At 69.7% G+C, this 26,005-nt stretch carries 27 protein-coding genes; 14 read left to right on the top strand and 13 right to left on the bottom strand.

The features are described 5' to 3' along the window. The first annotated feature begins 2 nt into the window (after positions 1 to 2). Together C1I95_RS07390 and C1I95_RS07385 are read left to right on the top strand one after the other, a co-directional pair. Positions 3 to 287 carry a putative quinol monooxygenase gene (locus C1I95_RS07390; RefSeq protein ID WP_111213022.1) on the top strand — a complete coding sequence of 95 codons (285 nt, stop codon included), beginning with the start codon at positions 3 to 5 and terminating at the stop codon, positions 285 to 287. A 158-nt stretch (positions 288 to 445) separates the two neighbouring features. Next, a complete protein-coding gene (locus C1I95_RS07385) occupies positions 446 to 1,576 on the top strand; it encodes a hypothetical protein (protein WP_111213021.1) in 1,131 nt (376 codons plus the stop codon). A 7-nt stretch (positions 1,577 to 1,583) separates the two neighbouring features. Here C1I95_RS07385 and C1I95_RS07380 read toward each other — a convergent pair whose 3' ends face one another. Further along, complete coding sequence (locus tag C1I95_RS07380) at positions 1,584 to 1,952, bottom strand: VOC family protein (RefSeq protein ID WP_111213020.1); 369 nt, start codon at positions 1,950 to 1,952, stop codon at positions 1,584 to 1,586. Positions 1,953 to 2,078: 126 nt separating this feature from the next. Between C1I95_RS07380 and C1I95_RS07375 the strand changes: the two genes are divergently transcribed. The 3 genes from C1I95_RS07375 to C1I95_RS07365 all read left to right on the top strand — a co-directional run bounded on the left by C1I95_RS07375 (position 2,079) and on the right by C1I95_RS07365 (position 4,561). Beyond that, a complete protein-coding gene (locus C1I95_RS07375) occupies positions 2,079 to 3,353 on the top strand; it encodes an RNA polymerase sigma factor (protein ID WP_111213019.1) in 1,275 nt (424 codons plus the stop codon). 126 nt (positions 3,354 to 3,479) lie between these two features. Then, on the top strand, positions 3,480 to 4,151 hold the full coding sequence (locus tag C1I95_RS07370; RefSeq protein ID WP_111213033.1) for a DUF998 domain-containing protein: 672 nt from the start codon (positions 3,480 to 3,482) through the stop codon (positions 4,149 to 4,151). Between the two features lie 29 nt (positions 4,152 to 4,180). After that, entirely contained in the window at positions 4,181 to 4,561 is a 381-nt protein-coding gene (locus tag C1I95_RS07365; RefSeq protein WP_111213018.1) for a YciI family protein, read from the top strand. Positions 4,562 to 4,723: 162 nt separating this feature from the next. Here the strand turns inward: C1I95_RS07365 and C1I95_RS07360 are convergent, their stop codons facing one another. Continuing rightward, a complete protein-coding gene (locus C1I95_RS07360) occupies positions 4,724 to 5,167 on the bottom strand; it encodes a MarR family winged helix-turn-helix transcriptional regulator (protein WP_111213017.1) in 444 nt (147 codons plus the stop codon). Positions 5,168 to 5,247: 80 nt separating this feature from the next. On the opposite strand from C1I95_RS07360, the gene C1I95_RS07355 reads away from it, so the two are divergent. Further along, entirely contained in the window at positions 5,248 to 6,477 is a 1,230-nt protein-coding gene (locus C1I95_RS07355; protein ID WP_111213016.1) for a multidrug effflux MFS transporter, read from the top strand. A gap of 9 nt (positions 6,478 to 6,486) precedes the next feature. Here the strand turns inward: C1I95_RS07355 and C1I95_RS07350 are convergent, their stop codons facing one another. Both C1I95_RS07350 and C1I95_RS07345 read right to left on the bottom strand, forming a co-directional pair. Continuing rightward, positions 6,487 to 7,224, bottom strand: a complete 738-nt coding sequence (locus C1I95_RS07350) for a hypothetical protein (RefSeq protein WP_111213015.1) — start codon at positions 7,222 to 7,224, stop codon at positions 6,487 to 6,489. Positions 7,225 to 7,384: 160 nt separating this feature from the next. Continuing rightward, complete coding sequence (locus tag C1I95_RS07345; RefSeq protein WP_111213014.1) at positions 7,385 to 7,819, bottom strand: VOC family protein; 435 nt, start codon at positions 7,817 to 7,819, stop codon at positions 7,385 to 7,387. Positions 7,820 to 7,922: 103 nt separating this feature from the next. Here C1I95_RS07345 and C1I95_RS07340 point away from each other — a divergent pair, with 103 nt between their 5' ends. Both C1I95_RS07340 and C1I95_RS07335 read left to right on the top strand, forming a co-directional pair. Beyond that, positions 7,923 to 8,924, top strand: a complete 1,002-nt coding sequence (locus C1I95_RS07340) for a hypothetical protein (RefSeq protein WP_146605659.1) — start codon at positions 7,923 to 7,925, stop codon at positions 8,922 to 8,924. After that, complete coding sequence (locus C1I95_RS07335; protein ID WP_146605658.1) at positions 8,921 to 9,718, top strand: hypothetical protein; 798 nt, start codon at positions 8,921 to 8,923, stop codon at positions 9,716 to 9,718. Before C1I95_RS07340 ends, C1I95_RS07335 begins: the two co-directional genes overlap by 4 nt. A gap of 54 nt (positions 9,719 to 9,772) precedes the next feature. Here C1I95_RS07335 and C1I95_RS07330 read toward each other — a convergent pair whose 3' ends face one another. The 5 genes from C1I95_RS07330 to C1I95_RS35155 all read right to left on the bottom strand — a co-directional run bounded on the left by C1I95_RS07330 (position 9,773) and on the right by C1I95_RS35155 (position 17,821). Then, positions 9,773 to 10,126 (bottom strand): nitroreductase/quinone reductase family protein, encoded by a 354-nt coding sequence (locus C1I95_RS07330; protein ID WP_111213011.1) that lies wholly within the window; start codon positions 10,124 to 10,126, stop codon positions 9,773 to 9,775. 220 nt (positions 10,127 to 10,346) lie between these two features. After that, positions 10,347 to 12,443: a M6 family metallopeptidase gene (locus C1I95_RS07325; RefSeq protein WP_111213010.1), complete on the bottom strand. Its 2,097-nt coding sequence runs from the start codon at positions 12,441 to 12,443 to the stop codon at positions 10,347 to 10,349. Between the two features lie 327 nt (positions 12,444 to 12,770). Further along, positions 12,771 to 13,268 (bottom strand): hypothetical protein, encoded by a 498-nt coding sequence (locus C1I95_RS07320; protein ID WP_146605657.1) that lies wholly within the window; start codon positions 13,266 to 13,268, stop codon positions 12,771 to 12,773. Between the two features lie 136 nt (positions 13,269 to 13,404). Next, the gene (locus C1I95_RS07315; RefSeq protein WP_111213008.1) at positions 13,405 to 16,479 is read right to left on the bottom strand and encodes a DEAD/DEAH box helicase; all 3,075 of its coding nucleotides are present in this window, start codon (positions 16,477 to 16,479) and stop codon (positions 13,405 to 13,407) included. A gap of 994 nt (positions 16,480 to 17,473) precedes the next feature. After that, the gene (locus tag C1I95_RS35155; protein WP_158566319.1) at positions 17,474 to 17,821 is read right to left on the bottom strand and encodes a hypothetical protein; all 348 of its coding nucleotides are present in this window, start codon (positions 17,819 to 17,821) and stop codon (positions 17,474 to 17,476) included. A gap of 136 nt (positions 17,822 to 17,957) precedes the next feature. Between C1I95_RS35155 and C1I95_RS37435 the strand changes: the two genes are divergently transcribed. Beyond that, a complete protein-coding gene (locus C1I95_RS37435; protein WP_499877982.1) occupies positions 17,958 to 18,053 on the top strand; it encodes a DUF3761 domain-containing protein in 96 nt (31 codons plus the stop codon). A 23-nt stretch (positions 18,054 to 18,076) separates the two neighbouring features. Here C1I95_RS37435 and C1I95_RS07305 read toward each other — a convergent pair whose 3' ends face one another. From C1I95_RS07305 to C1I95_RS07295, 3 genes are all read right to left on the bottom strand, one after another. Beyond that, on the bottom strand, positions 18,077 to 18,781 hold the full coding sequence (locus tag C1I95_RS07305) for a flavoprotein (RefSeq protein ID WP_233513413.1): 705 nt from the start codon (positions 18,779 to 18,781) through the stop codon (positions 18,077 to 18,079). A gap of 238 nt (positions 18,782 to 19,019) precedes the next feature. Further along, a complete protein-coding gene (locus tag C1I95_RS07300; protein ID WP_111213007.1) occupies positions 19,020 to 19,583 on the bottom strand; it encodes a GNAT family N-acetyltransferase in 564 nt (187 codons plus the stop codon). Beyond that, the gene (locus C1I95_RS07295; RefSeq protein ID WP_146605656.1) at positions 19,580 to 21,079 is read right to left on the bottom strand and encodes a helix-turn-helix domain-containing protein; all 1,500 of its coding nucleotides are present in this window, start codon (positions 21,077 to 21,079) and stop codon (positions 19,580 to 19,582) included. Before C1I95_RS07295 ends, C1I95_RS07300 begins: the two co-directional genes overlap by 4 nt. Positions 21,080 to 21,264: 185 nt before the next feature. Here C1I95_RS07295 and C1I95_RS36225 point away from each other — a divergent pair, with 185 nt between their 5' ends. The 5 genes from C1I95_RS36225 to C1I95_RS07275 all read left to right on the top strand — a co-directional run bounded on the left by C1I95_RS36225 (position 21,265) and on the right by C1I95_RS07275 (position 24,506). Continuing rightward, positions 21,265 to 21,501 carry a glycine-rich domain-containing protein gene (locus C1I95_RS36225; protein WP_233513412.1) on the top strand — a complete coding sequence of 79 codons (237 nt, stop codon included), beginning with the start codon at positions 21,265 to 21,267 and terminating at the stop codon, positions 21,499 to 21,501. Between the two features lie 75 nt (positions 21,502 to 21,576). Beyond that, positions 21,577 to 21,726, top strand: a complete 150-nt coding sequence (locus tag C1I95_RS36220; RefSeq protein WP_233513411.1) for a hypothetical protein — start codon at positions 21,577 to 21,579, stop codon at positions 21,724 to 21,726. A gap of 58 nt (positions 21,727 to 21,784) precedes the next feature. Next, entirely contained in the window at positions 21,785 to 22,594 is an 810-nt protein-coding gene (locus C1I95_RS07285) for a protein kinase family protein (protein ID WP_111213005.1), read from the top strand. A gap of 197 nt (positions 22,595 to 22,791) precedes the next feature. Next, a complete protein-coding gene (locus C1I95_RS07280; RefSeq protein WP_111213004.1) occupies positions 22,792 to 23,034 on the top strand; it encodes a hypothetical protein in 243 nt (80 codons plus the stop codon). Further along, entirely contained in the window at positions 23,031 to 24,506 is a 1,476-nt protein-coding gene (locus C1I95_RS07275) for an FAD-binding oxidoreductase (protein WP_233513410.1), read from the top strand. The genes C1I95_RS07280 and C1I95_RS07275 overlap by 4 nt, the downstream gene beginning before the upstream one ends. A gap of 255 nt (positions 24,507 to 24,761) precedes the next feature. On the opposite strand, the gene C1I95_RS07265 is transcribed toward C1I95_RS07275, so the two are convergent. Next, positions 24,762 to 25,880 carry an IS630 family transposase gene (locus C1I95_RS07265; RefSeq protein WP_111213031.1) on the bottom strand — a complete coding sequence of 373 codons (1,119 nt, stop codon included), beginning with the start codon at positions 25,878 to 25,880 and terminating at the stop codon, positions 24,762 to 24,764. Between the last annotated feature and the right edge of the window lie 125 nt (positions 25,881 to 26,005).

The following is a 26,005-nucleotide window of genomic DNA, read 5'->3' as shown; positions in this document are numbered from 1 at the left end:
CTGTGTTGATCGTCGCCGGCACGCTCTACGTCGATCCGGCCGAGCGGGACGACTACCTGGCCACCTGCGAGGAGATCGTCCGGCAGGCGCGGTCGGCGCCCGGCTGCATCGACTTCGCGATCAGCCCAGACCTGATCGAGCCGGGGCGGATCAACGTCTACGAGCGGTGGGAGTCCGACGAGCAGTTGTTGGACTTCCGCGGCTCCGGACCGGAGCCGGAGCAGCGGGTGGCGCTCGTCGGCGCCGAGGTCCACAAGTTCCGGATCAGCACGGTCGAGTCGCCCTGAGGGCCATACCGGGATGCCGATCGTCGGCGCAGCAAAACCACCATCTCGTCCTTATTGGTCCACCGATCGGGTAATTCGCCCGGTGCTGGCCGTGTCCATCGTGGCGCCCGGAGCCGTTAACACTGTGACACCCCATTTGGTGGCCTGCGGTTGGTGGCATGCGCGGCGAAGGAGTCGGCGTGGCAAGGACTGATTCGACGGGTTCGACGGGTTCGACATGGCGGTACCGGTGGGCGCGCCGGCAGAACGAGCGCCGGCTGCGGCTGTTCCGCAGCGCCGAGGGCACCTGGCGACGACGCGACGACGAACTGCGCCGCCTGCGTTCGCTCGCCGAGCAGTGCCACGGCTCGGTCGGGGCGGGGGACGGGCTCCCGCTGGAACTCGCCCCCGACGAGGTGGTGCTCCGGGTGGTGCCGGCCGCGCAGCTGGTCGAGGTGCGGCACACCGCCGTCCTGCCCGCTCCCGACCTGACCGTCGGCGAGCGGACCAGCCGGCTGCGTTCCCGCTGCCCCGACGGGGTCCGGGTCGCCGACGCCGGAATGGCGGTGATCACCAACCGCCGGCTGGTCCTGCTCGGCGGGCGGGGCCGGCGCGACTGGGCGTACGGGCGGATGACCGGGCTCGCGCACGACCCGCACGCGCCGGTGACCCTGATCCAGGTGCTGGACCGGCGGCGTACCTCCGGGGTGCTGCTGCGCGCCGACGCCGCGCACGAGTTCCGGTTCGTGCTCACCCTGGCCTTCGCCGACGCCATCGAGCAGCGCCAGGCGGTCATCACCCAGCTCGACGAGCTGATCGCGGAACACGCCCGGCTACGGCCGAGCCGGCCGGGCATCGCCACGCCCGGTCAGGCCCGGCTTTCCGCGCTGATCCCCGGCGGCCGGCGGACCGCCGTGGTCGCCGCCGCCCTCGCCGTGATGGTGCCGCTGGCGTTGGCCAACTCCGGCCCCTCGGACCGGACCGGCCCGGAACTGGCCGCTGCCGCCGCACCGGCCGCCGCCGCGTCGAAAACCCCACGGGCCACCGGTTCACCCAAGCCGCACCGGGCCAGCCCGAAACCCGAGCGGCGCTGCGGCGCCCCGGCCAACCCGATGGGGTACGACTTCTGCAGCGGCGAGCGGATCCGGAAGCCGCCCCGTGAGGTCTGCGACCACTTCGACTGCGTGCCCGGGTTCTGGGACGGCCGGGGCTACCTGGTGCAGTGCGAGAACGGGAAGGTCAGCCTGGCCGGCGGCAGCCCCCGCGCCTGCGGGGCACACGGCGGCGTCCGGCGCACCGTCTGGAGCTGACCGGCGCTCACTCGGGTGTGTGGCAGACCGCCTCGACGTTGTTGCCGTCCGGGTCGCGGACGAACGCGCCGAAGTAGGTGGCGTGGTATTCCGGCCAGACCCGGGGCGCGTGCAGCACCTCCGCACCGGCGGCCACCGCCGCGTCGTGGAACGCCCGCACCGCCGCCCGGTCGGGCGCGGTGAACGCGATGTGGCTCTCGTGGCCGGTGCCGTCGCCGGGGGCCGGGCTGAGCCAGAAGTCCGGTTTGGCGCTGCCGTAGCCGACGGCCTCCGGATATTGCAGCATCCGCCGGGCGTCGAGCGTGGCGAGGACCGCGTCGTAGAACGAGATGCTGGCGTCGAGGTCACGGACCTGGATGCCGAGATGGTCGAGCATTTGCTGCCTCCGTCGGGCACAGGAAGAAGTTCGGACCTGACCGAGGCTAGGAGCCGGGTGTGACAGCGACGTACGCCACCGCCGGGGTCGTTGCCCGGGGCCGACCCGGCCTGGTCTGATGCGCCCATGGGAGTCACCGAGGTCAACCGCGCGATCGACGCGGTGTGGCGGATCGAGTCCGGGCGGGTGATCGCCGCCCTGGCGGCGCTGGTGCGCGATGTCGGCTGGGCCGAGGAACTGGCCCAGGACGCCCTGGTCGCCGCGCTGGAGGAGTGGCCCCGCGACGGCGTACCGGCCAACCCCGGTGCCTGGCTGACCGCGGTCGGCAAGCGGCGCGCGATCGACGGGATACGCCGCCGGCAGGTGCAGGACCGCAAGGTCGCCGAACTTGGCCACGGCCTGGGCAACGAGACGTTCACCCCGGACTTCGACGCGGCCTTCGAGGAACGGATCGACGACGACCTGCTCCGGCTGATCTTCACCGCCTGCCACCCGGTGCTCACCCCGCAGGCGCGGGCGGCGCTGACCCTGCGGATGCTCGGCGGGCTGAAGACCGAGGAGATCGCCCGAGCGTTCCTGGTGCCGGAGGCCACCATGGCCCAGCGGATCACCCGGGCCAAGAAGACCCTCGCCGACGCCAAGGTGCCGTTCGAGGTGCCCGGCGTGGCCGAGCGCGGGGAGCGGCTGGCCAGCGTGCTGGAGGTCATCTACCTGATCTTCAACGAGGGTTACGCGGCGACCGCCGGGGACGACTGGATGCGCCCGGCGCTCTGCGAGGACGCGCTGCGCCTGGCCCGGGTGCTGCAACGGCTGATGCCGGACGAACCCGAGGTGCACGGGCTGGCCGCGCTGCTGGAGATCCAGGCGTCGCGGACGCAGACCCGTACCGACGCCAACGGCGAGCCGGTGCTGCTGATGGAACAGGACCGACGCCGCTGGGACCGGCTGCTCATCCGCCGGGGGCTGGACGCGCTGGAGCGGGCCCGCGCCGGCAACGGCCAGGCCGGCCCGTACACCCTCCAGGCGGAGATCGCGGCCTGCCACGCGCGGGCGGGTACCCCCGGGGAGACGGACTGGACGCGGATCGCGGCCAGCTACGCGGAGCTGGCCCGGGTCGCGCCGTCGCCGGTGGTGGAGCTGAACCGGGCGGTGGCGGTCTCCTTCGCCGACGGCCCGGCCGCCGGCCTGGAGGTGGCCCGCGCCCTGGTCGACGAGCCGGCCCTGGCCCGCTACCACCTGCTGCCCACCGTGATCGGGGACCTGCTGGCCAAGCTCGGCCGTTACGACGAGGCCGCCGCCGAGTTCACCCGCGCGGCCGAGTTGACCGGCAATGAGCGGGAACGGACGCTGCTGCGTGACCGGGCCGCCGACTGTGCCCGAGGGGTCCCGCCGACCCGCTGACGAACCTCGCGAAAAAAGATCCGGCCCCGATGTCGAATCCCGGTCGGGCCGCTCGACGCGTCAGTGACCGCCGGGACCGACCGGCGCGGCACACCGGCGACGGGCCGGCAGGACGAGGAGGCAGAGATGGCGACGGCGACGACCGTACGGCCCGGAGTGGCGGACGCCGGCACGCAGCGTACGACGGGGGTGTTGCTGGCCGGCGGGATCGCCGCCGGGCCGGTGTTCGCGGTGTCGGCCACCGCGCAGGTGCTGACCCGCGACGGGTTCGACCTGAGCCGGCAGCCGCTCAGCCTGCTCGCTCTCGGCGAGCACGGGTGGATCCAGATCGCCACGTTCGTGGTGAGCGGGCTGCTCGCCCTCGCCGGCGCGGCCGGGATGCGCCGGGTGCTGCGCGGCCGGCCCGCCGGCACCTGGGGGCCACGGCTGGTGGCCGCCTTCGGCGTCGGGCTGGTCATCGGCGGGGTGCTGGTCGCCGACCCGAGCATGGGTTGGCCGGCCGGCGCGCCGGAAGGGCTGGCGGAGACGGCGAGCTGGCACGCGGTCGGCCACGGGGTCGGCGCGATGCTCGCGTTCTGGTCGCTCACCGCGGCCTGCCTGGTCTTCGCCCGCCGGTACGCCCGGCGCGGGCAGCGCGGTGCCGCCGCGCTGTCGCTGGCCTGCGCCATCGTGGTGGTGGTCGTGATGGCCTGGCCGGATCAGGACAGCCTCAGCGTCCGGATGGCCGTCGGCTGCGGTGTCCTCTTCGGCTGGCTCGCGGCGGTCTCCGCCCGGCTGCTGGCTGTTCGCCCTTACTGACCGTAGGAACCCTGGAAAGGACAAGATCGATGCGTTTCATGCTCATGCACAAGCTGGACGACAGCAATCCCGAGCTCTGGAGCCCGACGCCGGACTTCATCGCCAGGATGGGCGCCTTCATGGAAGAGGCGGTCAAGTCGGGCGTACTGCTCTCCGGTGAAGGGCTGCGGCCGAGCAGCGTGGACGCCGGCCGGATCACCGTCACCGGCGGCAAGTCGACCGTCACCGACGGGCCGTACGCCGAGACCAAGGAGCTGATCGCCGGGTTCGCGCTGATGCAGGTCCGCGACAAGGCGGAGGCGATGGAGTGGGGCCGGCGGTTCGCCGACCTCTTCGCCGAGACCGGCGTCGACGTGGAGGTGGACGTCCGCCGGGTCACCGAGTGGGAGGACCTGGCTCCGGCCTCCTGATCACCGCCGATCCGCACCGCGCGCCGCCGACCCGCTGTCGGCGGCGCGCGGCGGGTTCGTGGGTCGGCGTTCGGCGTTCCGCGGCGGCTTCACCTGCCGCCGTCGCTCGGCGAGTGCGCGGGCCGGCGTTCAGCGTTCCGCGGCGGGTTCGCGGGCCGGTGTTCAGCGTTGCTCGGCGGCGAGGGCGGCCAGGCGGGACAGCGCCGGCACGGCGGCGAGCAGCCGTTCCCGGTCCGCCGGGTCGAGGCCGACCAGCGCGGCGGCGAGCAGGTCGCGGCGGTGCTGGCCGTACGCGGCGATCCGCTCCCGCGCCGCGTCGGTCAACCCCAACCGGACGGTACGCCGGTCGGCCGGATCCCGGTCCCGGTTCAGCAGACCGGCGGCGGTCAACTCGCCGACCAGCGTGCTCACCGTGTTCGCGGCGGTACCGAGGCGCTCGGCGGCCTCCCGGACGCTGATCCCGGGCTGCCGCTGCACCAGCCGCAGCACCTCCACCTGCGCGTCCGGCAGGGCCACCCGGCCCGCCCGCTGACTGGCCGTACGCCGCAGCACCCGGTGCAGGTCGCCCAGGGCGGCGCCGAGCTGGGCGAGCGTCTCGTCCGTCACAGCGCGACCCTTCCCGCAGCAATACCTCTGATGACAGAGCTATCGTAACCGGGCGCAGCCGACCGCCGAGGGGACCGCCGATGCCGCAGACCGCCGCGCCCGTACGCCCGCCGGAGCGGATCGGCGCACCCACCGGCCGGGCCGCCGTCGGGCTGCTGGTGCTGCTCGGCGCCCTCACCGCGATCGGGCCGCTGTCGCTGGACACCTACCTGCCGGCGTTTCCCGAGATGACCCGCGACCTGGCCGCCAGCCAGGCACAGATCCAGCTCTCCCTGACCGCCTGCCTGGTCGGCATGGCCCTCGGTCAACTCGTCACCGGCCCGCTCAGCGACCGCTGGGGACGGCGCCTGCCGGTGCTGGTCGGCGTCGCCGCGTACACCCTGCTGTCGCTGGTCTGTGCGCTCGCCCCGTCCGCGGAGACCCTGGCCGCGGCGCGGTTCGCCCAGGGCTTCGCTGGCGGCATGGGCACCGTGGTCGCCCGCGCCGTCGTCCGCGACCTCTACGCCGGACGGGCCGCCGCGAAGTACTTCTCCCGGCTCGCCCTGGTCTTCGGCATCGCCCCGATGGCCGCCCCCGCCTTCGGCAGCCTGGTGCTGCGCGTCGGCGACTGGCGTACCGTCTTCGTCGCCCTCGCCGTCATCGGCGGCCTGCTCGCCACCGCCGCCGCGTGGCGACTCCCCGAGACCCTGCCGGCCGCGCGACGCAACACCGGCGGCCTGGCCGCGACCGCCGCCGCCGGCCGCGCCCTGCTCGCCGACCGCGTCTACCTCGGGTACGCGCTGACCCAGGGCCTCGCCTTCGCCGGACTGTTCGCCTACCTCTCCGGCTCCTCGTTCGTCCTGCAGGACGTCTTCGGCCTCTCCGCCGGCACGTTCAGCCTCGTGTTCGGCGCCAACGCCCTCGCCTTCGTCGCCGTCGGTCAGCTCAACGCCCGGCTGCTGGACCGGCACGACCCACGGCCGCTGCTGCTCAGCGCCCTCGGCATCGGCCTGCTCGCCGCCCTCGGCGTGCTCACCGGGGCACTGCTCGGCGCCCTGCCCCTGGTCATCGTGGCGTTGTTCGCCTTCGTCGGATCCCTGGGCATGGTGATGCCCAACGGCACCGCCCTCGCCCTCGACCGGCACGCCGCCCGAGCCGGCACGGCGGCAGCCCTGCTCGGCGGCATCCAGGCCGTGGTCGCGGCCGGCGCCGCGCCGCTGGTAGGGCTCGGCGGGGAAGGCAGCGCGGTACCGATGGCCGTGGTGGTCAGCGGCGCGGCGGCCGCCTCGCTGCTCGTCGTCCTCACCCTGGCCCGGACCCGCTCGCGCTGACCGTGGCGCTCAGGCCGGTTTGATGCCCTCGTCGTGCCAGCTCGCCAGTGCGGCCGACATCCGGTCCAGGTAGCGGTCCACCTGTGCGCAGTTGTACCCGCGCAGGGCGAGCTCCATAGTCCCCCGCGCCCGGTCGAGCTCCGCCTTGACCTCATGGCGCTGCGACGTCCGGCCCGAGGCGAGTGCGTCCTCGCACCGCTGGACCAGGTCATCCACCTGCCTCTTCTCGTACCCGCGTAGCGCAACCTCGAAGGCCGGCTCGTCGTGGCGGGGTTGCCGGAGATCCACGAAGCGGCTCCCGCCGAAGCGGGCCAGGGCGGCTGCCACCTGGTCTGCCGGCTGTTGAACGCGGTTGAGATCGACGAGGACCAGGGCCGGCCGACCGTCGACCGGACTCCGGCCGGTGAGCGGAGCATCGATGGTCGATCCGGTGGCCGGCACCAGCAGCAACGACGGGGATCTTCCACTGCCGCCAGCCGCCAACTGGTCGAGAATGATCGCGTCGACCTCGGCCCACGGCACCAGCCGGTTGAGCCCGGCGACCCGGAGGTTCAGCCCGGCTGCTCCGATGTGGAACCGGAACGGCCGGAGTCGGTCGGCGACGAGCACGCCGACCGTCAGCAGCACGAGGCCGGCGAGAACCCACATCAGGGCCGGAGCGGGAACAAGACTCCGCAGCACGACCGCACCGAGCGTCACGAAGATGAGGGGATTCACCAGCGGCGAGCGGCTTCTGCGCAGCTTCATGCCGATACCTCGATCTGTTGGGGTCAGCCGTGAGTAGCATGCCACGACCGCACCAGCGATCCGCCGCCGTGATCAACCAGGCTCCCGCCCGAGACGTCCTCGCCGTCGGCTGGTGCAGGGCGGTAATGGTCGTGGCCTCGGCCCTGGCTTCTCTCTCGGATCAGGCGGTGCCGAAGTCGGGCACAATGATCGAGCCGTCCGTCGCCAGGGGAAATCCGGGGTTCCAGGCGATCTCCCAGGAGTGCCCGTCCGGGTCGGCGAAGTAGCCCGCGTACCCGCCGTAGGAGGTCTCGCGCGCCGGTTGGGTGACCACCGCCCCGGCCTCGGCCGCTGCGGCCAGCACCTGATCCACCTCATCGCGTTCGCGTACGTTGTGCGCCAGGGCGATCCCGCCGAATCCACCGGTGGCGCGGGCGTCGACACCGGCGTCCGTCGCCAGCGACTCCCGAGCCCAGAGCACGACGGCGAGCCCGCCGGCCTGGAAGAACACCGTCTGCTCGACCTCCTGGCCCCGCCAGCCGATCCGTTCGTAGAACGTACGGGACCGGGCGAGGTCGGTCACCCCGAGCGTGATCAGGCTGATGCGCTGCTCCATCCCGGCAACCTAACCCGTCACGCCGGGGGCGTAGAGATACACCCGTCCGTTGCCGCCGAAGCCTCGAACAGGGTGTATAAGTATTATCTGAGGAGGTCTGGTAATGCTTATATCGGCGTCTGTCTGGCAGGCCCTGATCGACGCCGGGGTCGCGCTCGTGCCGCACGGCAGTGATCGTGTGGAGCTGGCCTATGCCGACGCCCGTGCCACCCTGGCCGTCGTCGCATCCCCGACGCCGCTGAGCCCCAGCGACATCGTCGCCGTTGCGGGCCGCTATCCGGAACCCTGTCTGATCATCGTTCCGGCCGCCACATCCGCCGCCCGAGAAGCCGTCGAGGCGACCGGCGGATCATGGTTGGTCGACAGCGGGCAGCATGTCGCCGGGGTGCTGCACATCGACGGCACCCGGATCGTGTTGCGGCCTCCAGCGCCGGCGGCCACCCGACCCACCAGGCGTGGCCGGGTGCCGTGGGGTGCCTTCACCCTGGTCCGCCGGATGATCCAGCAACCACACGCCACCCAACGCGAGTTGGCCGCGCTCGCCGGAGTCTCCCAGCCGCGTGTCTCACAGGTGCTGACCGCGCTCGCCGACATCGATGTCGTGCGGCGTGCCCAGGACGGGTGGACGTTGCAGAACGTCGATGCCGCGATCGACTGGTGGCTGTCGAGCTACCCGGGGCCAGGTGGGATCACCACCTACTGGTTTGGCCTCCGCGCAGTCGTCGAACAGGCCGCCAGAGTCGCCAGCATTCTCGCGGCTGCCGGGGTACAACCCGTCGCGGTCTCCGGCGACGTGGCCGCCGATCTCCTCGCCCCCTGGCGGGCGCCGGCCCGTGCCGTCGTCTACGCCGCCGACGGGGCGGACCTTGCCGAAGCCGACTTGGTACCCGCCGGGCCGGAGGAGGCGACCATCGAGTTGACGGTGCCGCACGATCCGGGGCTCTGGCCGACCGCCTCTCAGACGCGGGGCAACGCGCTGCCGCTCGCGGACCCGCTCCAGATCCTGTGGGACGTCATGCGGGCCCCCGGTGCAGACAGCGAAGAAGCCGCGGAACGGGTACGGCAGGTGCTGCGCCGCCGTCACGAGCAGGAACGCGCGGCATGACCGACCCGGCAGAAGCAAGCCCCGTCTTCGTGACATCGACCAGCCGGGCCGCCGACGCCGGTTTCCGTACGCTCGCCGATCTGGCGGAGATCGCCGCCGCCCTCGGTGTGGACTACCGGATCGTCGGCGGCCACATGGTCACCCTGCTCGTTGCGCTCCACGACGTCACCGAGCAGGTGCCGCTGCGGGAGACGGCCGATGCCGACTTCGCGGCGCTGCCGACCGTGATTTCCGACCCCCGTCTGCCGGCCGCACTGCTCGACCGTGGCTATCGACCTAGCGAAGCCGCCAACCGGTTTGCCCGGGAGGTCACGGACGCCCACGGCGGCCTCAGACTCGTCATCGACATCCTGGCGCCCTCGTATCGTGGCGCGTTGGTGCCCAATCAGCGTCACGGTGAACTCGTGGTCGACGAGGTGCCGGGGCTCGTGCTTGCCCTGCACCGTCCTCCCGAGGTGCTGAAGGTCAAAGTTCGCCTGACCAGTGCTGGAGAGCTGAACGTGCGGCTTGCGCTTCCCGACGTGACATCCGCGCTGTGTCTCAAAGCGCTTGCTTATCGCGGCCGCTTCGCCGCGAAGGACGCGATCGACCTCTGGCGACTTCTGCATGCGGCCCACGCGTCCGGGCTAAACGCTACGGACTGGCCGAGTAGCGCTACCGGACGCCAAGCCGCCGAGATACTGCATCGCTTCTTCGGTACCCCCGGTGCTGCGGGACTCAACCAGATGTCCGCGCGTGCCGCCGACCGCACCCGTATGCCGGCGCTGGTCCGCCATATTGTCCGAGCGGTCTGACCATCCATCGTCGCGACGGCGTGGGCGGCGATGGCAAGATCGGCGGGCTGAGAACTAGCCGAGTGGGACCTGGACGGCGACGTTGTGCTTGGGGTAGTACGACGCGAACTGCTCCGCACCGTACTTGTCGCGGAACATCGTCACGACGTGGTCGACCCGGTCGGCGTCGGTGATCGGGGTGGCGCTCGAACTCAACGCCGAGCCGTTGGCAGCTAGCTGGACCATCGGCGTCTGCCGGACGTTCTTGTACCACTCGCTGTCCGAGCCGGTCACCGGGACCAGGAAGACGCTGTCCTCGTCCAGCACGAACCAGACCGGGCGTGAGATCTGCCGCCCGGTCTTCCGGCCGGTCACGGTCAGCTCGACCTCGCGTACGCCCTGAAGCGCGTCACCGATCGCGTTGGTCATGACGTCCTCCGACAGCTTTCCGGCCGATGTCCTCTCCGCCAGGCTATGGACCCGCGCGGGCGCTCGCCGCGGCTTCCGGCACCTTCACCGGTACGGGAAGTGTCCGGCCACCCGGCGACGGCGCCGGCGACCGGTCGGACATCGGACGTAGGTCGGCGCAGACAGAAACTCCCGATGCCGCGACCGCGGCACCGGGAGTCTCAGCTCAGTCAGGCGTCGGTCAGCTCAGCGGCGCGCCGCCGGGCTGCACGACGTTGTTCACCGTCAACTTGTACGGCGCGTACTGCGTCACCTGCTCGGTCGGCTCGTCGTAGGCGACGATGGCGACCACCTTGGGGAAGGTCTTCAAGATCGCCGTCTGGGCCACGTTGAGGGTGAAGTCCGACTTGCCGTCGACCTCGAACTGCCAGGCCCGGTTGGTCTTCTCGTCGATGCCGACGAACCGGACGTTCCAGTTCGCCACCGGGGTCGGGTAGATCTCGGAGGGCGAGTCGAACGGGGCGAGGCTCGACCCGTCGCTGACCAGCGTGCCGCCGACGGTGATGTCGTCGACCAGCAGGCCACCCTCGTTGACGCCACCGTCGCTGACGTACCGGAAGCTGAGCAGCACGCTCTTGCCGGCGTATGCCGACAGGTCGAACGTGTGCGGCTCGAAGCCGGCGGTGGTGCCGTTCAGCGCCGGGCCGAACGGACCGGCGACGGTCTTGTCACCCGCGATGGCGGTGTAGCTCTTGCCACCGTCGGTGGAGACGCTGACGTAGCCGAAGTCGTAGCCGGCCTCGGCGCCGTACTTCGCGAGGAAGGCCAGCGTCGGGTTGGCGGCCGGCACCGTCACCGGGGTAACGGCGGCGACGTCGAGGCTGTTGCCGTTGCCGGACCAGAGCACCGAGTTGCCCGGGCGGTCCGGGTCGTCGGTCACCGTCTTCCAGGCCAGCGGGATCGCCGGCAGCGTCTTCGCCCCCTGGAACTTGACCGAACCCAGCTCGTTCCGGCTCAGCGGCGTGCCGTTCGCTTTCCGCAACTGGACGTAGTCGGCGCCGTTCGGTGCCGCGCCCGGGGTCGCGTACGAGGCCGGGTTGGCCAGGTTCACCGTGGCGTTGAGGCTGGGCGTGGTGACCCGGCGCTTGTCGACGCCGAGCATGACGCCGGATACCGAGTTCCCGACGATCCGGTCGACCAGGTTCATCGTCTGGTAGTCGTGGATCACGTCGTACATATCCTTGACGCCCTTAATCTTGAGCGCCGCGTCGAGGCTGGCCAGACCCTGCAGATCGCCGTCGCGGTGCAGCCGCGAGATGAAGTCCAGGCCGTACCGGTCGTAGAGGAACAACGACAACGAGTACGCGTTGCCGTAGTCGGCGAGTACGGCGCTCGGGTTGCCCCCCTCGTTCCAGAGGTTGATCGAGTTCTCCGGGCCACCGCAGTCCCGCGGGTTGGTGTTGTAGTCCGTCTGGACGATACCGAAGCCCTGGAAGCAGTAGATGTGACTGTCCGTGCCGGGCTGGTCGACCCGGGCCCGGGCGTCGACGTAGCCGCCGAGCGTCTGGGCGAAGTCGGAAAGCCCCTCGTTGAGCCAGACGCTCTCGAACGGGTCGGTGTAGTAGTGCGCCAGGTGCTGCCACTCGTGGATGAAGGTGCCCTCGTACAGGCTGGGGCGGGCCGGCCGGCTGGTGCACAGGTCGTTGGTCGGCTCGTTCGGCGGGTTCGCACCGGTACGGTGCGCCCAGTCGAACGCGTCGATCGTCATGATGTTGCGGTCGAGCAGCTCGTTGAAGAGCGAGAAGTGGAACCCGGCGATGTAGGTCGGCGCGGCCGGGAAGTCGTAGAAGTTGTCATCCCGTACGTTGTCGACGAGCGTGACCGTCCGGTTGCCGGCACCGGTGAAGTCGCCGTCGAGGGCGGCGTTGCTGCCGTCCCGGTCCGGCGGGGTGCTGAACGCCGCCGTCGATTTCGGGTACATGTTGCTGTCGAACTCGTTGACCAGGTGCGCGACCTGCGCGTCCGTGACCACCGTCGAGTTCGGAATCTGCCGGCGGCAGTCACCCACCGGGAACTCGGTGTCGTTGGCGACCCAGACCTCGATGTTGTCGCCCACACCACGCAGCGTGTAGGGCTTGAAGTAGATCACGCCGAGGTAGTCGTCGAGTGCGAGCCACTGGCGTACGGTCCCGACCGGCGGCGTCTCGGCGGCGGCCTGTGCCTGCCGGGCCTGCGCGCGAGGCTGATACTGGGTGGGCGCCTCGACGGGCTTCCCGTTCAGGGTGAAGTCTTTCCGGGTGAGCTCGCGGACGTCGGTCGCGGCCACGGTGGCCGGCACTGGAGCGGGCTGCGCCGCCGCGGCCGGAGCGGCCGACGCGGTGGCTGGCTGGCTGACGACGTAGAGTAACGGTAGGACGATGGCGCTGGCTGCTATCCCCGCAAAGCGGCGTCGTGCCACGGAACCTCCTCCTAGCTGGAAGACCCGCCCGGCTCCTGGGCGACCCAGGTGCCCCGGATCTACGCACGCTGATCGAGCGCCCTCGTATCTTTTGCACAAGACCATCGATCAAGCAAGCCTTGACGCGACAGTCCACTAACGACGGAGGCGAAGTACGCCCGTGCCGCCGCACCGAGCGGCGCGGCGGCACGGACCGTACCGATCAGCTCAGCCGCAGTTGCCCCAGCTGAGCCGGCCAGCGCTCTGCCACATGGTGAAGTACAGGACGTTGCCCCGGTACATCACGCACTTGTCCCGGGCGGAGCGTTGGATCGCGGCGTAGTACTTGTAGTTTCCGGGGTCGCCAACCCAGGAGCCGCCCTCCACCCGGAGCTCGGCCTTGACCCCGGTCGTGCTGCCGACCATCACCCGCTTGAGGGTGGCGACACAGTTGTACGCAGTGGCGCTGTTGTACATCAGGTAGACGTCGCCCACCTTGGTGCCATCCGACGCGGTGATCGACCGGTGGCCATCACTGACATGGGCCCACGAGCCACCGAAGTCGTTGTTGCATGCCTGCGCCGCAGTGAACGGATTCGTCGCAGCCTGTGCCGGCGAAGCGAGCGTCATCGCCGCAACAGTCGCGGAGAGAATCGAGATGGCCAGCCGTCGCGCTAATCCGCGCACACAATCCCCCAAATGCTCCGGCGCGAAGATCGCGCACATGAGCCGCCATAGTGCCACATAGGACAATGGTCAAGATTCGGGGCAGCGGCCCCACCGCCACCCGGATCCGACGCTTTCGGGCGTGAGCAGGGCGCCGTCTGGTGGCGGAGACGGCCACCAGACAGCCCCACGCGAACTAGGCGGCGATGGCGCGGGCTGCGGCGTACACGTCGGCGGGCAGCGGATGCGTCAGCTCCCACACGATGCGCATGGGCCGGTCGCCGGTGTGCGAGCGGTACGTCATCGGCCCGGCGTACAGGTATGGCGGCACGCCCAGGTCGCGCTCGGCGACCTTCGTCTCCCGGACGAACAGGTGCACCGTCGACCCCCGTTTCGCATGGTTGATGTAGCGCTGGCCGGTAGGTGAGGCCGACGACGTCGTACTCTGCGACTCCCACTGGAACAGCGTCTCGGTGACCGCCCGGTCCGCGTACATCGTGGTCGGGGAGTAATGCTGCTCCGATTTGACCAGGGTGACGAAGAAGATGTCCGCCTGCTCGGACTCCAACCACTTCACCCCCTCGCGCAGCGACCCCGGATTCGGCATGCCGAACGCTGCACAAGCCTCGTTGCGGCTGTACTGGGCGTGCACCCGAAGCGGCACCTGGCCCAGCCTGACCGGCTCGGTGACCCGGTGGATCCGCTCCCGTAGCACCTCCGCAACCTGCCGCAGCTCGGTGCACCGGTTTGGCTCAGCCCAGAGCCGCGCCAGCCGTTCGTCTCGTTGAGTCAGCGGCACGGTTGGCCCCCACAGGCTGAAGTGCAGCATGTCCAGCAGCCGCCCATCGGGCACTGGCTCGCCGGCCGCCACCTGCTCCCAAAGCGCCAACCGGTCGAGATCGTCGGTGTGCAGCATCCGGCCGATCGCTCGCCCCAACTCCCGCTCGTCCGCCCCTGGTGTGGATCTTTCCACCCCGGCGAGCCGGCGTAGCCCGGTCCAGCCGCCCAGCGTCGCGGACCGGAATACGTCCTCGATCTCCAGGCCGGTGTCCCGCAGGAACTCTGCAAGAGTCACGTCACCGAGCTGCCGTAGGTCGGCCACCATGCTGTTCTTCGAGGACGGGACCGCCCGGTCCAGGTTGCGGAGCACGACCTCCTTGGCGACCCGGTCCAGCTCGATGTGGCACCCACTCGGCAGCGTCGGGAAGTCCTGCGCGACCGCGTCGTACACCTGGCGGCGGCTGACCCCGGTCAGCGCCCGCCAGCGAAGGTCGAACCGGAAGTTGGCGTGCTGCCCGCCGATGAAGTCGAGCACCGTCAGGCAGGGCTTGTCGTCATCCAGGCGCAGGCCACGGCCGAGCTGCTGAAGGAAGATCGTGGCGCTCTCGGTGGGCCGCAGCATCAGGATCGTGTCGACCATCGGCAGGTCGACACCCTCGTTGAACAGGTCGACGGTGAACAGCACCCGGAGCTTGCCGGCCTTGAAGTCTTGAATCAGGGCACGCTGTGCCGGCCGGTCGACCTCCGAGGTCACCGCCGCCGACGGTACGCCGTGTTGGGTGAACCAGTCCGCCATGAATGCGGCGTGCCCGATGCTCACGCAGAACCCCAGCGCCCGCATCCGCCCTGCGTCGACAATGTCCCGCACCGCGCGCAGCACCAACCGTGCCCGTGCCTCGTTGCCGGTGTAGACGCCCTCCAACTCCGCCCGGTCGTAGCCCTGCCCGCGCTTCCACCCCAGCTGGGACAGGTCCACGTCGTCGTGCAGCCCGAAGTAGTGGAACGGTGCCAGCAACTGTCGGTCGAGGGCCTCCCGCAGGTGCAGCTCCACGGCCGCCCGGCCATCGAACCACCGCCGCACATCGCCGCCGTCGGCCCGATCGGGCGTCGCGGTCAGCGCCAGAAGTACGCGCGGCCGCAGCCGGTTGAGCAGCTGGCTGTACGTCCTCGCCTCGGCGTGGTGGAACTCGTCCACGATCACCATGTCGAATGCGTCGGGCTCGATCTCCTGGCGGTGCAGCGACTGAATCGAGGCGAACACGTGCCGCCACTTGCTCGGCCGTTCACCGGCCACCAGGGTCTCGCCGAAGCTGCCGTCCCCCATCACCTGCCGGAAGGTCGACCGGCTCTGCCGCAGGATTTGTTCCTGATGCGCGACGAACAGCAGCGAGTCGACCTGTCCGGTCTTGTAGAGCTGGCGGTAGTCCAGGGCCGCTACCACCGTCTTGCCGGTGCCGGTGGCCATCACCACCAGATTCCGCCAGCGGCCGTGCACCTCCCGCTCGGCGGCCAGGTCGTCTAGGACCTCCCGCTGGTAGCCGTACGGCCGCACTTCCAGGTTCGAGATCTCGGTGTATCCCTGGTCCCCGCGTTCCCCGCCCAGCGCCGCGTCTAGCCGGTCGGCGTCCCTGCTGGGGTCGTAACTTTCGAACGCCGGATCGTTCCAGTAGTCCTCGAACGTGGCGGTGAACGTGTCGATGACGTGCGGCTGCTCGACGTTCGAGATGCGGACGTTCCACTCCAGCCCGTCGACCAGCGCTGCCTTCGACAGATTCGAGGAACCGACGTACGCGGTGGTCATGGCGTTGTTGCGGCGAAACAGCCAGGCCTTTGCGTGTAGGCGGGTGGTCCTGGTCTCGTAGGAGACCTTGATCTCGGCACCCAGCTCGGCAAGGCGGTCGAGGGCGCGTTGGTCGGTGGCGCCGAGGTAGGTGGTGGTGATGACGCGCAGGCGCCGACCTCGGCGGATCAAATCGCAGATGGCAGGTTCGATGAGCCGCAGGCCGTACCACTTGATGAACGCACAAAGCAGGTCAACGGAGTCGGCCGAGGCCAGCTCGTACGCGATCTCGTGGCCGATACGTGGCTGATGACGCCCGTTGACAAGTAGCGCGCCGGCCGAGAGTGGAGTAGAAGGGCGGATTGGAAAAGAAGGTCCGGCGGGCGGTGTCGGCGGCGTCGCGATGGCGTGCAGTAGGTGCTCAGCGTCAGTAATCTGATCATCGGCCCCAACCGCAGCGGGGTCGATGGCTGCGATGCCCGCGGTGATCCGATTTGTCAGCTCGATTTGACGCGCAAGCTGGTCATGGCTACTCGGCACGGCTTTGAGCGCGCGGTGGGCGAGCGCGGCCACGTGACGAGCCAGAACGGTCGGTGCATCGGCCGGGTCAAGCTTGCCCTGTTGGATCAGAGCGGAATCGATCTGACGAAGCCGGGCCGAGAGCTCACGCGTGAAAACGTGCTCGTAGATGCCATGGTCAAGATCCGCCACGTAACGAGCTAACCAGGAGTCGGGCTGTCCGCGCTGCCCCTGGCTAGCTTGGGCCCGCGCTACGAGTGGTGGGCAAGCCCATCCGTCCGATTGATGGGACCTCGTCTGATGATGACCGGCGGGCGGAACCTTCAGTTGTCATCAGGGCCATATTGAGGGATCTCTGTTCGCTGCGGTTACGGCATCGTGCGAAGAGCCGTCACGATCGCGGGACGTGCGGCAGCTTCAGGGAAAGGGTGCTGATGGCGGAGAGTCCAGATACAGGTGCAAGCTGGCGCACGCGCTGGGCAGATCGGGAGAACGCCAAGCGGCAGAATGCCCACCGGACGGCAGCTGACGCTTGGGGCCGGCGGAACAACGATCTCTCAAGCATGCGCGCGGCAGCAGCGAACTTCAGGGGGCTAGCGCACGTACCAGCGGGTGTTTTCGTTGATCTTCGCCGAGGTGAGGTGGTTTATCACACCGTCCCCGCCGCGCAGATGATCGAGGCGCCAGGGTTCACCTCCTTGCCGGGGGTCACGCCTGACCTAGTCACAGTCCCGGCCGAGGGTCTCGGACGTCCGTTGCCGCAGGGTTTCAATACGATTGACGCTGGCACCGTTGTGCTGACGGACCGTCGGGTGATCTTTCTTGGTGCCAGAGGCAAACGCGAATGGGCCTACGCCAAGCTGGCCGGGTTGCTACATGACCGCAGCTCGCCCTACTCGCTCATGCACGTCGTCAACCGACAGCGGATCTCCGGGCTTTATCTTCCATCCGCTAGCGCGCCTGGCTTTCGCTTCAACCTGGCGCTGGCTCTGGCCGACGCTCGTGAGCAACGGCCTCTCTTGATTGCCCACCTCGATGGATTGCTTGCACAACACCGGGGCGCGCAGCCCGTGCCGCCCGCGCTCGCTACTCCGGCCAATGCCCCGGCGACAGCACGTGTTCCGGGCGGAAGAGCGAGCATCGTGGCGACGCTCCTATTCGCGCTTTGCGCCTTCGGTGGAGTGCTTCAGGCCATCGGCGCCTCCTCCTCGCCGACGTCGCCGACGTCGCTGGCGGCGAGCGCTCGGGTCGATGGCCTGCCGGTGCCCAGTGTGAGCGCAGATAGAACAGCGAGCTCGGCGGCTCCGGCGCCCACTCCCTCGACGTTAGCGCCGCCGACCAAGGCGTCGCCGTCGCCGTCACCGACCAAGGCTTCGGCAACGCCGACCAAGGCTTCGGCAACGCCGACCAAGGCTTCGGCAACGCCGACCAAGGCTTCGGCGGTACCGACCAAGGCCGCGGTGAAGCCGCCGCCGACCCAGAGTCCAACACCAAAGCCGAAGCCGAAGCCGACGACGGCGTCGCCAGCGCCCAAGCAGGCCGATCTCTGTGGTGCTCCACAGAACCCGTACGGCTACAACTTCTGCGGTGGCTCATACATCTACTCGCCGGCCTCCGGCGTCTGCTCGTACTTCGAGTGCATTGGCAATTTCTCTAACGGAAAGGGCTACATGATTCAGTGCAACGACGGCATGGTCAGCATGTCCGGAGGGCGATCTGGGTCCTGCTCACATCACGGTGGCAACCGACGCGCTGTTTACAAGTAGCCATGGGCGTGGACGTCCGATAGCTACCCGTCAACGACGGGTAGCGTGGCGGGAGCGTAAGCGGCCCAAAGCTGGGCCACGACCGGCTCCCAGCGCGGTTCGGTCCGCAGCGGCGTGACAACAACGCCCGCATCCCGGAGGGTCTGTAGGTGTCGGTCGTAGCTTGGGTGGGCGGCGAGCTGATCCTTGACGCTTGGAAATGCGTGGACCGGGATGTCGGCGCCGAGTGCCTCATTGAGGATGCCGAGCGCGAGTGTGTCGTTGATCCCCTGCGCCCACTTGTTGATGACGTTGAACGTGGCAGGCACGACGGCGACGGCGGTCGCGGGCGGATGTGGCTCGGGATCACCAGGCATCCGCCACTCGACTCGGACCGGGTAGCCAGTCTGCTGCGTGAGGGCTTCCCGGTCGATCCAGGTGGCGGCAGTGGGCGTGGTGGTGAGGCAGACGGTCCAGCCGTCTTGCTGAAGCCGGCCGATCAGCTCGCTGATCCGCAGTACCGGTGGTGCGGCGCAGGCGACCAGTGTGAGCACCTTGCGGTCCGTCATGCCAGCAGCCCGGCGCTTCGCCAGCGGTCGTAGCCCGGGTGTCACTGCTCGGCGCTCCTCGGCTAACAGGTCGAGCAGCAGCGTGCGGGCCTGGATGTTGGCGTGCACCACCTCGGCGGCGATCCGCTCGGCTTCGAGGAGGTACAGCACCGACACTGATCTGTCGTTGGACGAGATCATGACGGCTTCCGCCAAGTCCACGTGGACCTGTGCTCGGCCTCCGACCAGTACCGCCGGCATAGCGAGGTGTCGAGCCAGGTGCCCAGCTCAATGGCCCGGCTTGCCCTGACAGCACCGCCGCAGTGACGTTGGCCGGGTGTCTGATCGGCGGGGTCCTCGCGGTGTGGCGTATGCGCTGCTCGGGGTCCCGGCCATCGCGGTCGCGGAGTGGGCCGTTGACGCGCCGCAGCGGCCTTGGTCATGACGGCATTGGCCCGCCTGTCATCGGCGCATCGCGTACGAAGACGTCGAAGATCGGCGCGTCTTCCCAAGCGGGGCGGAGCTGGGTGATCCTCTGCCAGCCCCACGACATGTACGCCGACTGAGCGGGCGCGTTGTCGGGACGGGTGAGAAGAGTCATCCGTGGCTCGGGCCGACTGCCGATTAGCTCATCGTGCAGCGCTCGCGCGATTCCCTGGCGCTGCCGATCCGGACGTACGAGCAACTCGCTCAGGGCGAAGGTTCGATGACCGTCCTCGTTGGTGAAACCTGGGGGGATACTGCCCTGGATGCCTTCCCACCAGCGAGTCTTCTCGGGCAACGGGAATCCGTAGGCATAGCCGACCAGGCGTCCGTCGACCTGAGCGGTGACCAACGTCCAGCCGGGAACGTTCATGTGCCCGGCAATCTGGCGGCGATAGCGGTCTTCGTTGTAGAACGCTCCGTCTGCCGCATGGGCGTCGAGATAGACCTCGATCAAGTCGCCGATCAAAACGAATGCCGTTTCGGCGTTGTACTGCCTCAGCATCCGGTCGTCGCTCATCTCTGGAATGCCCTGCCGTGTGCGTCAACAAACTCGCGGGCCGAAGCAGAGCGCTCGCGATCCAGGCGCGACTTGACCTGAGCGAAATGCCGCATAGTCCGCCCTGAGCTGATTGCCCTTACTTCTGGCAGTGCCCGCAGCCCCGTCTGCGCCGCCGAGTGGATGTCGCCGCATCGGTACTCGGCCTCGGCAAGCCGGACGGTGTAGTACACCTGGTTGCGGCGGTGGCCGGCCCGCGGGCCGCTGCTGATCGCCCGGAATGACTCCGCAGCACGCGCCGGCCTGCCGAGAGCGAGGTATGACAGCCCCTGGATGCCGGTCAGCTCCTGGGCGGTAACGAACTGAAGAAACGGTAGGTCGTCCTCGTGCGGGCCATGATCGAATTCGTGACGCGCCTTTGTCATCTCCCGGTCGAAGCCGCCCACGTCGTTCAGCTGTGCGTAGGCATGGGCTGTCCGTAACCGCAACAACGTCCTCAGCCGGGCGGTCGCCCAACCTCTGGAGGCGCGCAGTGCGGCTTCGGCGCAGTGCAGTGACTCGGATGGGTGATCTTCGCGGACCAGCAGCGACAGACAAGCCAGTGCGCGGACCTCCTCGCGTGGGTCGTCCGCGATCCTGGCTCGAGTGATGGCGTCATTCAGGTACGGACGTGCTTGCTGGCGGCGTTCTCCGTCTATCGCTAGCCAAGCAACCTGATTGGCGAGGTCGGCCAACGCGGACTGAAGGGCCTCGCCGAGCCCTGGGCTGTATTGCGATCTGGCTGCCCAGGTAGAGAGGCGGGTGTGGACGCCCATCGCCACATCACACAACTCATCTGCTCCGAGTGCGGCGTCGGCCTGCCTGAATCGTTCGACCAGCGAGCTCGCGAGACGAACATGTTCCATGCCGACGACTTCGGCCTTTCGGTCAGCCAACATCAACGCGTCGAACAGGCTGTTTCCCCCGAAGCCGGCGAGAGCAGCCAGCGCTGTGAACTGGCGACGGTCCGTGGTGCCACCTCCTTCATGGGCAGTCGCCTTCAGGGTAGTTGGCGACCCGCCCGAGAGACCGATTCCTTGAGGTGCACCGGCCAGAAGATCGACTGCGATCTGCTGTGTCCGATTCGTCGGCGTTCTTGAGGGCAGGCTGAACCAGAGCTGAGACTCGGGGATCTTCAGTAGTGTCGCCCAGTGCGTGAGCCGGTCCAGGTGCACGAGCGGCGGGCCGTTCTCCACCCGGCTCAACTGCGCCTGCGTGATCCCCAGCCAGCCCGCCACCACGGTTTGCGGCAGCGGGCTCCGCCCGTGGTACGGGTGGTTCCGGTAAGCCCGGATCACTCGCCCGAGGTGCCGATCCGCGAGCGCCTGGCGTACCGGCTTGTGCTCCCAGAAGGAGGCTGGCACGACCGGCGGCGTGCCCAGGCGGTCGCGTGAGGCGGCCTGACAGGGCGTGCAGCGTCCGCTGTCGTTGTCGCGCGCCAGGCGTCCGCCGCAGCGGGGGCAGTTCGCACGTGTCACCGGCAACCTCGCCATTCGCGGGGGCTGTGTCGATGGTGCTCAGTCGAGCCTATCCATTCAAACCGTTCTGCGGGCTCGCGGTATACGCGCCACGCATATCGACGATTCTCGCAGTGTCATGCGGTCGGCGGCCGGTCCTGCGCAGCCTGCAGGCAAGGCAACGCCCCGCTGACGGAAGGAGCAGGATGCTCACCATCGACCGGGTCAGCACCGGCCGGGCGCTCGTCTCCGATGAGCTGTTCGCCCAGCTGACCGCCCGCATCGCCCGTAACCACCCCGAGCTGGCCGCCGAACTCCCGGGCAGGATCATGGACCAGGCGCTCGCCTTCCTTGCCGCCTGCGCCACGGCCACCGAGCCGCTCGGTCCGAGCGACCTGGTGGACATCGGCTGGCACGCGTTCCTCCTGCACACCCGGGAGTAAGCCAACTTCTGCCAGCGCATCGCCGGCCGGTTCATCCATCATCAGCCAGACCCGCCGTCGGAGGAAGGTGGACGCATGGAGCCCGAACCGCTCGGCGTGCCGATCTCGCGGGCGGTCGCCGCGATCACCGCTGCGGGCTTCACCGTCGACCAGGAGCTGTGGGCCGGCACGACGGCGGATTGCAACCAGTGCCACGCCGGCTGTCACGACAGCCCTACCAGGTGACACCTCCGGCGGTGGTCCCGGCATACGCTGGCCGGGACCACCGTCCGGAAGGCTCTCGATGCCGCTTCGCCGCCACTGGGACGAACTTCCCACCTCGCTGCGTCGCGAGGTCGAGCGGCGTACCGGCGTAATCGTCCGGGCTGACTCTGTCCCCGAGGGTGCGGCCTGCGAAGTTGCCGTCACTCTGCAGACCCCGACCGGTCGGGTCTTCTGTAAGGGCGGGCGGGCCGAGAGCAGGCAAGGCTGGCTTTACCGCCGGGAGGCCCGCATCAACCCGTGGCTGCCCGAGGAGGCTCCGCGCCTACGGTGGGCCGTGGAGCACGGCGGCTGGCTGTTGCTCGGCTTCGACCACGTGCCCGGCCGTCATCCTTGCCTGGAACCCGGCTCCCCGGACCTGAAGCTGGTCGCCGACCTGTTGGCGACCCTGGCCCGGGAGCTGACGCCCTGCCCGCCCATCGACGTGCAGCCGTTCACCGAACGATGGCGTGGGCTCATCGCCCCCGAATTGGTCGACGGCGACACCCTGCTGCACACCGACATGACGCCCCGCAACTTCCTCCTCGGCGACCGGCTTCGCCTCGTGGACTGGTCCGCCCCCTGTCGGGGTGCCGCCTGGATCGACACCGCATTCATGCTGGTCCGGCTCGTCCGCGCCGGGCACGATCCTGCGGCCGCCGAGCAGTGGGCCGCCGAGGTGCCCGCCTTCGCCCAAGCGGACGATGAGGCGGTCACCGCGTTCACCGACGCCCTCGTCCGCCTCTGGGATCGGGCGCAGCGCACCTCGCCGGCACCGCATCGTGGACCGCTGCTCGACGCCGCTCGCCGCTGGCGAGCCCATCGCCTGAGCCGACGTCGGCCCGCTGGCTAGCGTCACCGTGCGTATGCGGAACGCGTATGGCGGTGAGGATCAACGCGGCATATCTACACCCGCCTTCGAGATCGACAGTGGACGCACGGCCCGGGGCGGGTGCTGGCTCCGGTGACGGTTCGACCCGAACGATCCGTCGCCGCTCCCGCCCGCTCCGGTGCCGCTCCACCCGTCCATCGCACCGGAGGCGTTCACCCATGTCCGCGGTACTCGCCGACTTTCCCGTCCTCACCCCGGTCACCGACGAGGACCTGGCCCTCGCCGTGCGGGCCGTCCGCGTCCACGCGCCGGAGCCTTGGCCGCACAGTCTGCTCTGCCGCAGCGAACGTGTCTTGTACCCATGTCGCCTGGCCCGCTGGGGCCATGCCACCCTCGAAGCCGCCGGCCTCACTGCGGAACAGCTCACCGAGGAGAGCGCGGCCACGGGTCGGGCGCGATGACCGAGCCGGAGGTACGCGAGGCGGTCGGCCGCTGGCTGAGCCTGGTGGCGGCGGACACGGAGCTGTCCCCGTACCTGATCGGAGTGGACTGGGATCGGCTGAAGGCGCACCTGGCCCGATCGCTGACCAGCGGGACCGGCGGTGAGGCCGAGATCCCGCGCCTGGGCTGGTCGGAGGCGCAGCATCGGCGCGCGGTCGACTACCTGACCGGCATCCTGGAAACGCAAGCCACCGTGAGCGCCGCCAGCTTCTGGGAGGCGGTCGAGGACCGCTGCGCGGGGCTGCTGCCGGAGCGTGAGGCACCCCTGCTCCAAGCCGCGCTGCACCAGCTCGCGAGCAGAGCCGACGACCGCCCCAACCGGCTCGCGCTGCTGGCGGTGCTCGGCCGCGCGTACCGTCGCTATGGCCTGCACCCGGCGCACGCCGCCGTTATCGGCGAGGCGTTGCGGGCAAGCGTCCCGTGGCGGCTGGTCGAGCGGGCCGGCGGGCGGATGGGTGACGGCCCGGCCTGGTGGCCGGCAGAGGTGGTCGGCCACGACCGGGCCTGCGACGGCGTGGCCATCCTGACGGTACGGCCGTGGCGGCGGCTGCCGTACCAGTCGGGCCAGGCGGTGCCGGTGTGCACGCCGCGCCGGCCCGGCCTGTGGCGCTGGCTCTGCCCGGCGAACGCGCCGCGCCCGGACGGCACCGTCGAGCTGCACGTCCGCGCGGTCCCCGACGGCGCCGTCTCCACCAGCCTGGTCCATGAGGTACGCCCCGGCGAGCTGCTGCACCTCGGCCCACCCGTCGACATAGGGCTGAGCCTGGTCGACGGTGACCTGCTGCTGGTGGCCGGCGGCACCGGGCTGGCGCCGCTGCGTGCCCTGGTCGAGCAGGTCGCCGCCGACCCGGACGTCCGGCGGGTGACCCCTGGTCGTCGGGGCCCGCTCGGTGGAGAGCCTGTACGACGCGGTCACCCTCGACAAGTTGCGCCACGACTGGCTGACGATCGTGCCGACGTTCTCACACGATGCCCTGGCCGAGCCGGGGGAGCGGGGCGACGCGCTCACCGTCGCCCTCAATCACCTGCGCCCCGACCAGGCCGTGTACGTGTGCGGGCCGCCCGCGATGCTGGCCGGGTCGCGGCTGCGGCTGCTCGCCGCTGGGGTGCCCGCCGAGCGGATCCACCTGCCGGGACGGATCCCGTGGCGATGACCGTCTACCGCAGCCGCAACGCCCTGACCGGCCCGCTCACCCCCGACCAACTCGCCGAGGTCGACCTGCCCTGGACCCGGTACGGCCGACGTGGCTACCAGACCGCCGAGGTCGACGCGCTGCTGCACCGGCTCGTCTTCGAGCTGGCCGACCGGGAGCGCCGCGTCGCCGAGTGCCGTGCCGAGAACCAGCGCATCAAGAAAGCGCTACGCACCTGGCAGTCCGACCAGGCAAACGCACGCGCCGACGCCCGGGCAGCGGCCGATGCTATGGCGTGATCGTCGCTCCAGCGCTGCGGCCGTCAGCGCAACGACGACGTGTGGGACGGACGGTGCCGGAAGCCTCCGGGCATGCCCGATGCGTACGGGAACCTGCTGGCCGGCTCACGCCCGACGAACGTGTGAGGTGGCATCAGCGCCTCCTCGTCGTCCACGGTGTCACCATCGTCGCCGAATCCTGTCAGGAATCACGCTGCCCAGGCTGTTGAGCGATGGCTAGTGGGCCGTCCATGAACGTTCACCGGGTCTGATCGGTCAGGCGGCTCGGGTGTGAGGCCGGCCCCAGCGGTGTTGGCGTTCGCTGCGGACTCGGGCGCGTTCGCGGCGTTGAGCGGCGAGGACGTCGGGGTGGCGGGCGTTGGCGTTGCGCCAGCTCAGGTATTTCTGCAGCTCGCGGGCCAGCACTGTGTGGTTCGGGTGGTTCGAGCCGGCCATCGTGAAGGTGCGCAGTGGCCCGAACTGGGCCTCGATCGGGTTGGCCCACGACGCGCTGGTCGGGGTGAAACACAACTCGACCTTGTTCCGGGCCGCCCAGGCCCGGATGGTCGGGGTCTTGTTCGCCGACAGGTTGTCCAGGATGACGTAGATCGGTGCGCCATCCGGACGCCGCGCGCGGATCGACTTGAGCGCAGACAGGGTGTGATCACCGCCCTTGCGGCGGCGGTTCACACCCCACAGCTGGTCGTCGGCGAAGCTGTAGCAGCCGTGGAAGTAGCGGATCCCGTGCGTGCGCGTGTAGGTCGCGGGCAGCTGGTCGGGATCCCCCGCCGGCGCCCACGAGCTGCCGTGGTGGGGGCGGATCGACAGCGGCCCGAACTGATCGAACGCGAAGCAACGCTGCGGGAACCGGGCGGTCACCTCCTCGATGCGGTCCAGCTTGGCGTCGAAGTCCGGATCCTTGGACTCCTTCCACGTCCGGGTCCGCTGCCAGCTGACCTGGTTATCGTGCAGCAGCTGCCGCAGCCGTTCCCGGCCCACCACCACCCGCCTATCGCTGTTGGTAGCGAGGTAGTCGGCGAGTTTGCGCAGGCTCCAGCGGGTGAACGGGCGGCCGAGCTTGCTCGGCCGGGTGGTGGCCGTCGCGACGATGAACGCCTCATCGTCGTCACTGATCCGGCGGGGACGGCCTCCCGCCCACTGAGGGTCCAGCGCACGAAGACCCATCTCGTTGAACGCATGGATCACATCACGCACCGTGTCCTCATGCGCGGCGACCAGGCGCGCGATCGCCGGCACCGGCGTGCCCGACGCTGAAGCCATGATGATCAACGCCCGGCGGACCCGGACCGAGTCATGCTTGCCCCGTCGCACCAGTTGCTGCAGCCTGCGGCCCTCGTCCTGCGTCAACCGCCGCGCCCGTACCGGCTCGGCCAACCCGCCCACCCCACTCTCGGCAGCCAACATCACCGCCGTCGAGGGTGAGCCCCTACCGCCTGGTCCGCGTGGACGCCGCCCGGCGTGTCACCGACCCGGTGAACGTTCATGGACAGCCCACTAGC

It is taken from the genome of Micromonospora craterilacus, from assembly GCF_003236315.1.
GTDB lineage: Bacteria > Actinomycetota > Actinomycetes > Mycobacteriales > Micromonosporaceae > Micromonospora > Micromonospora craterilacus.
This window is presented reverse-complemented; position numbering and strand designations above follow the sequence as displayed.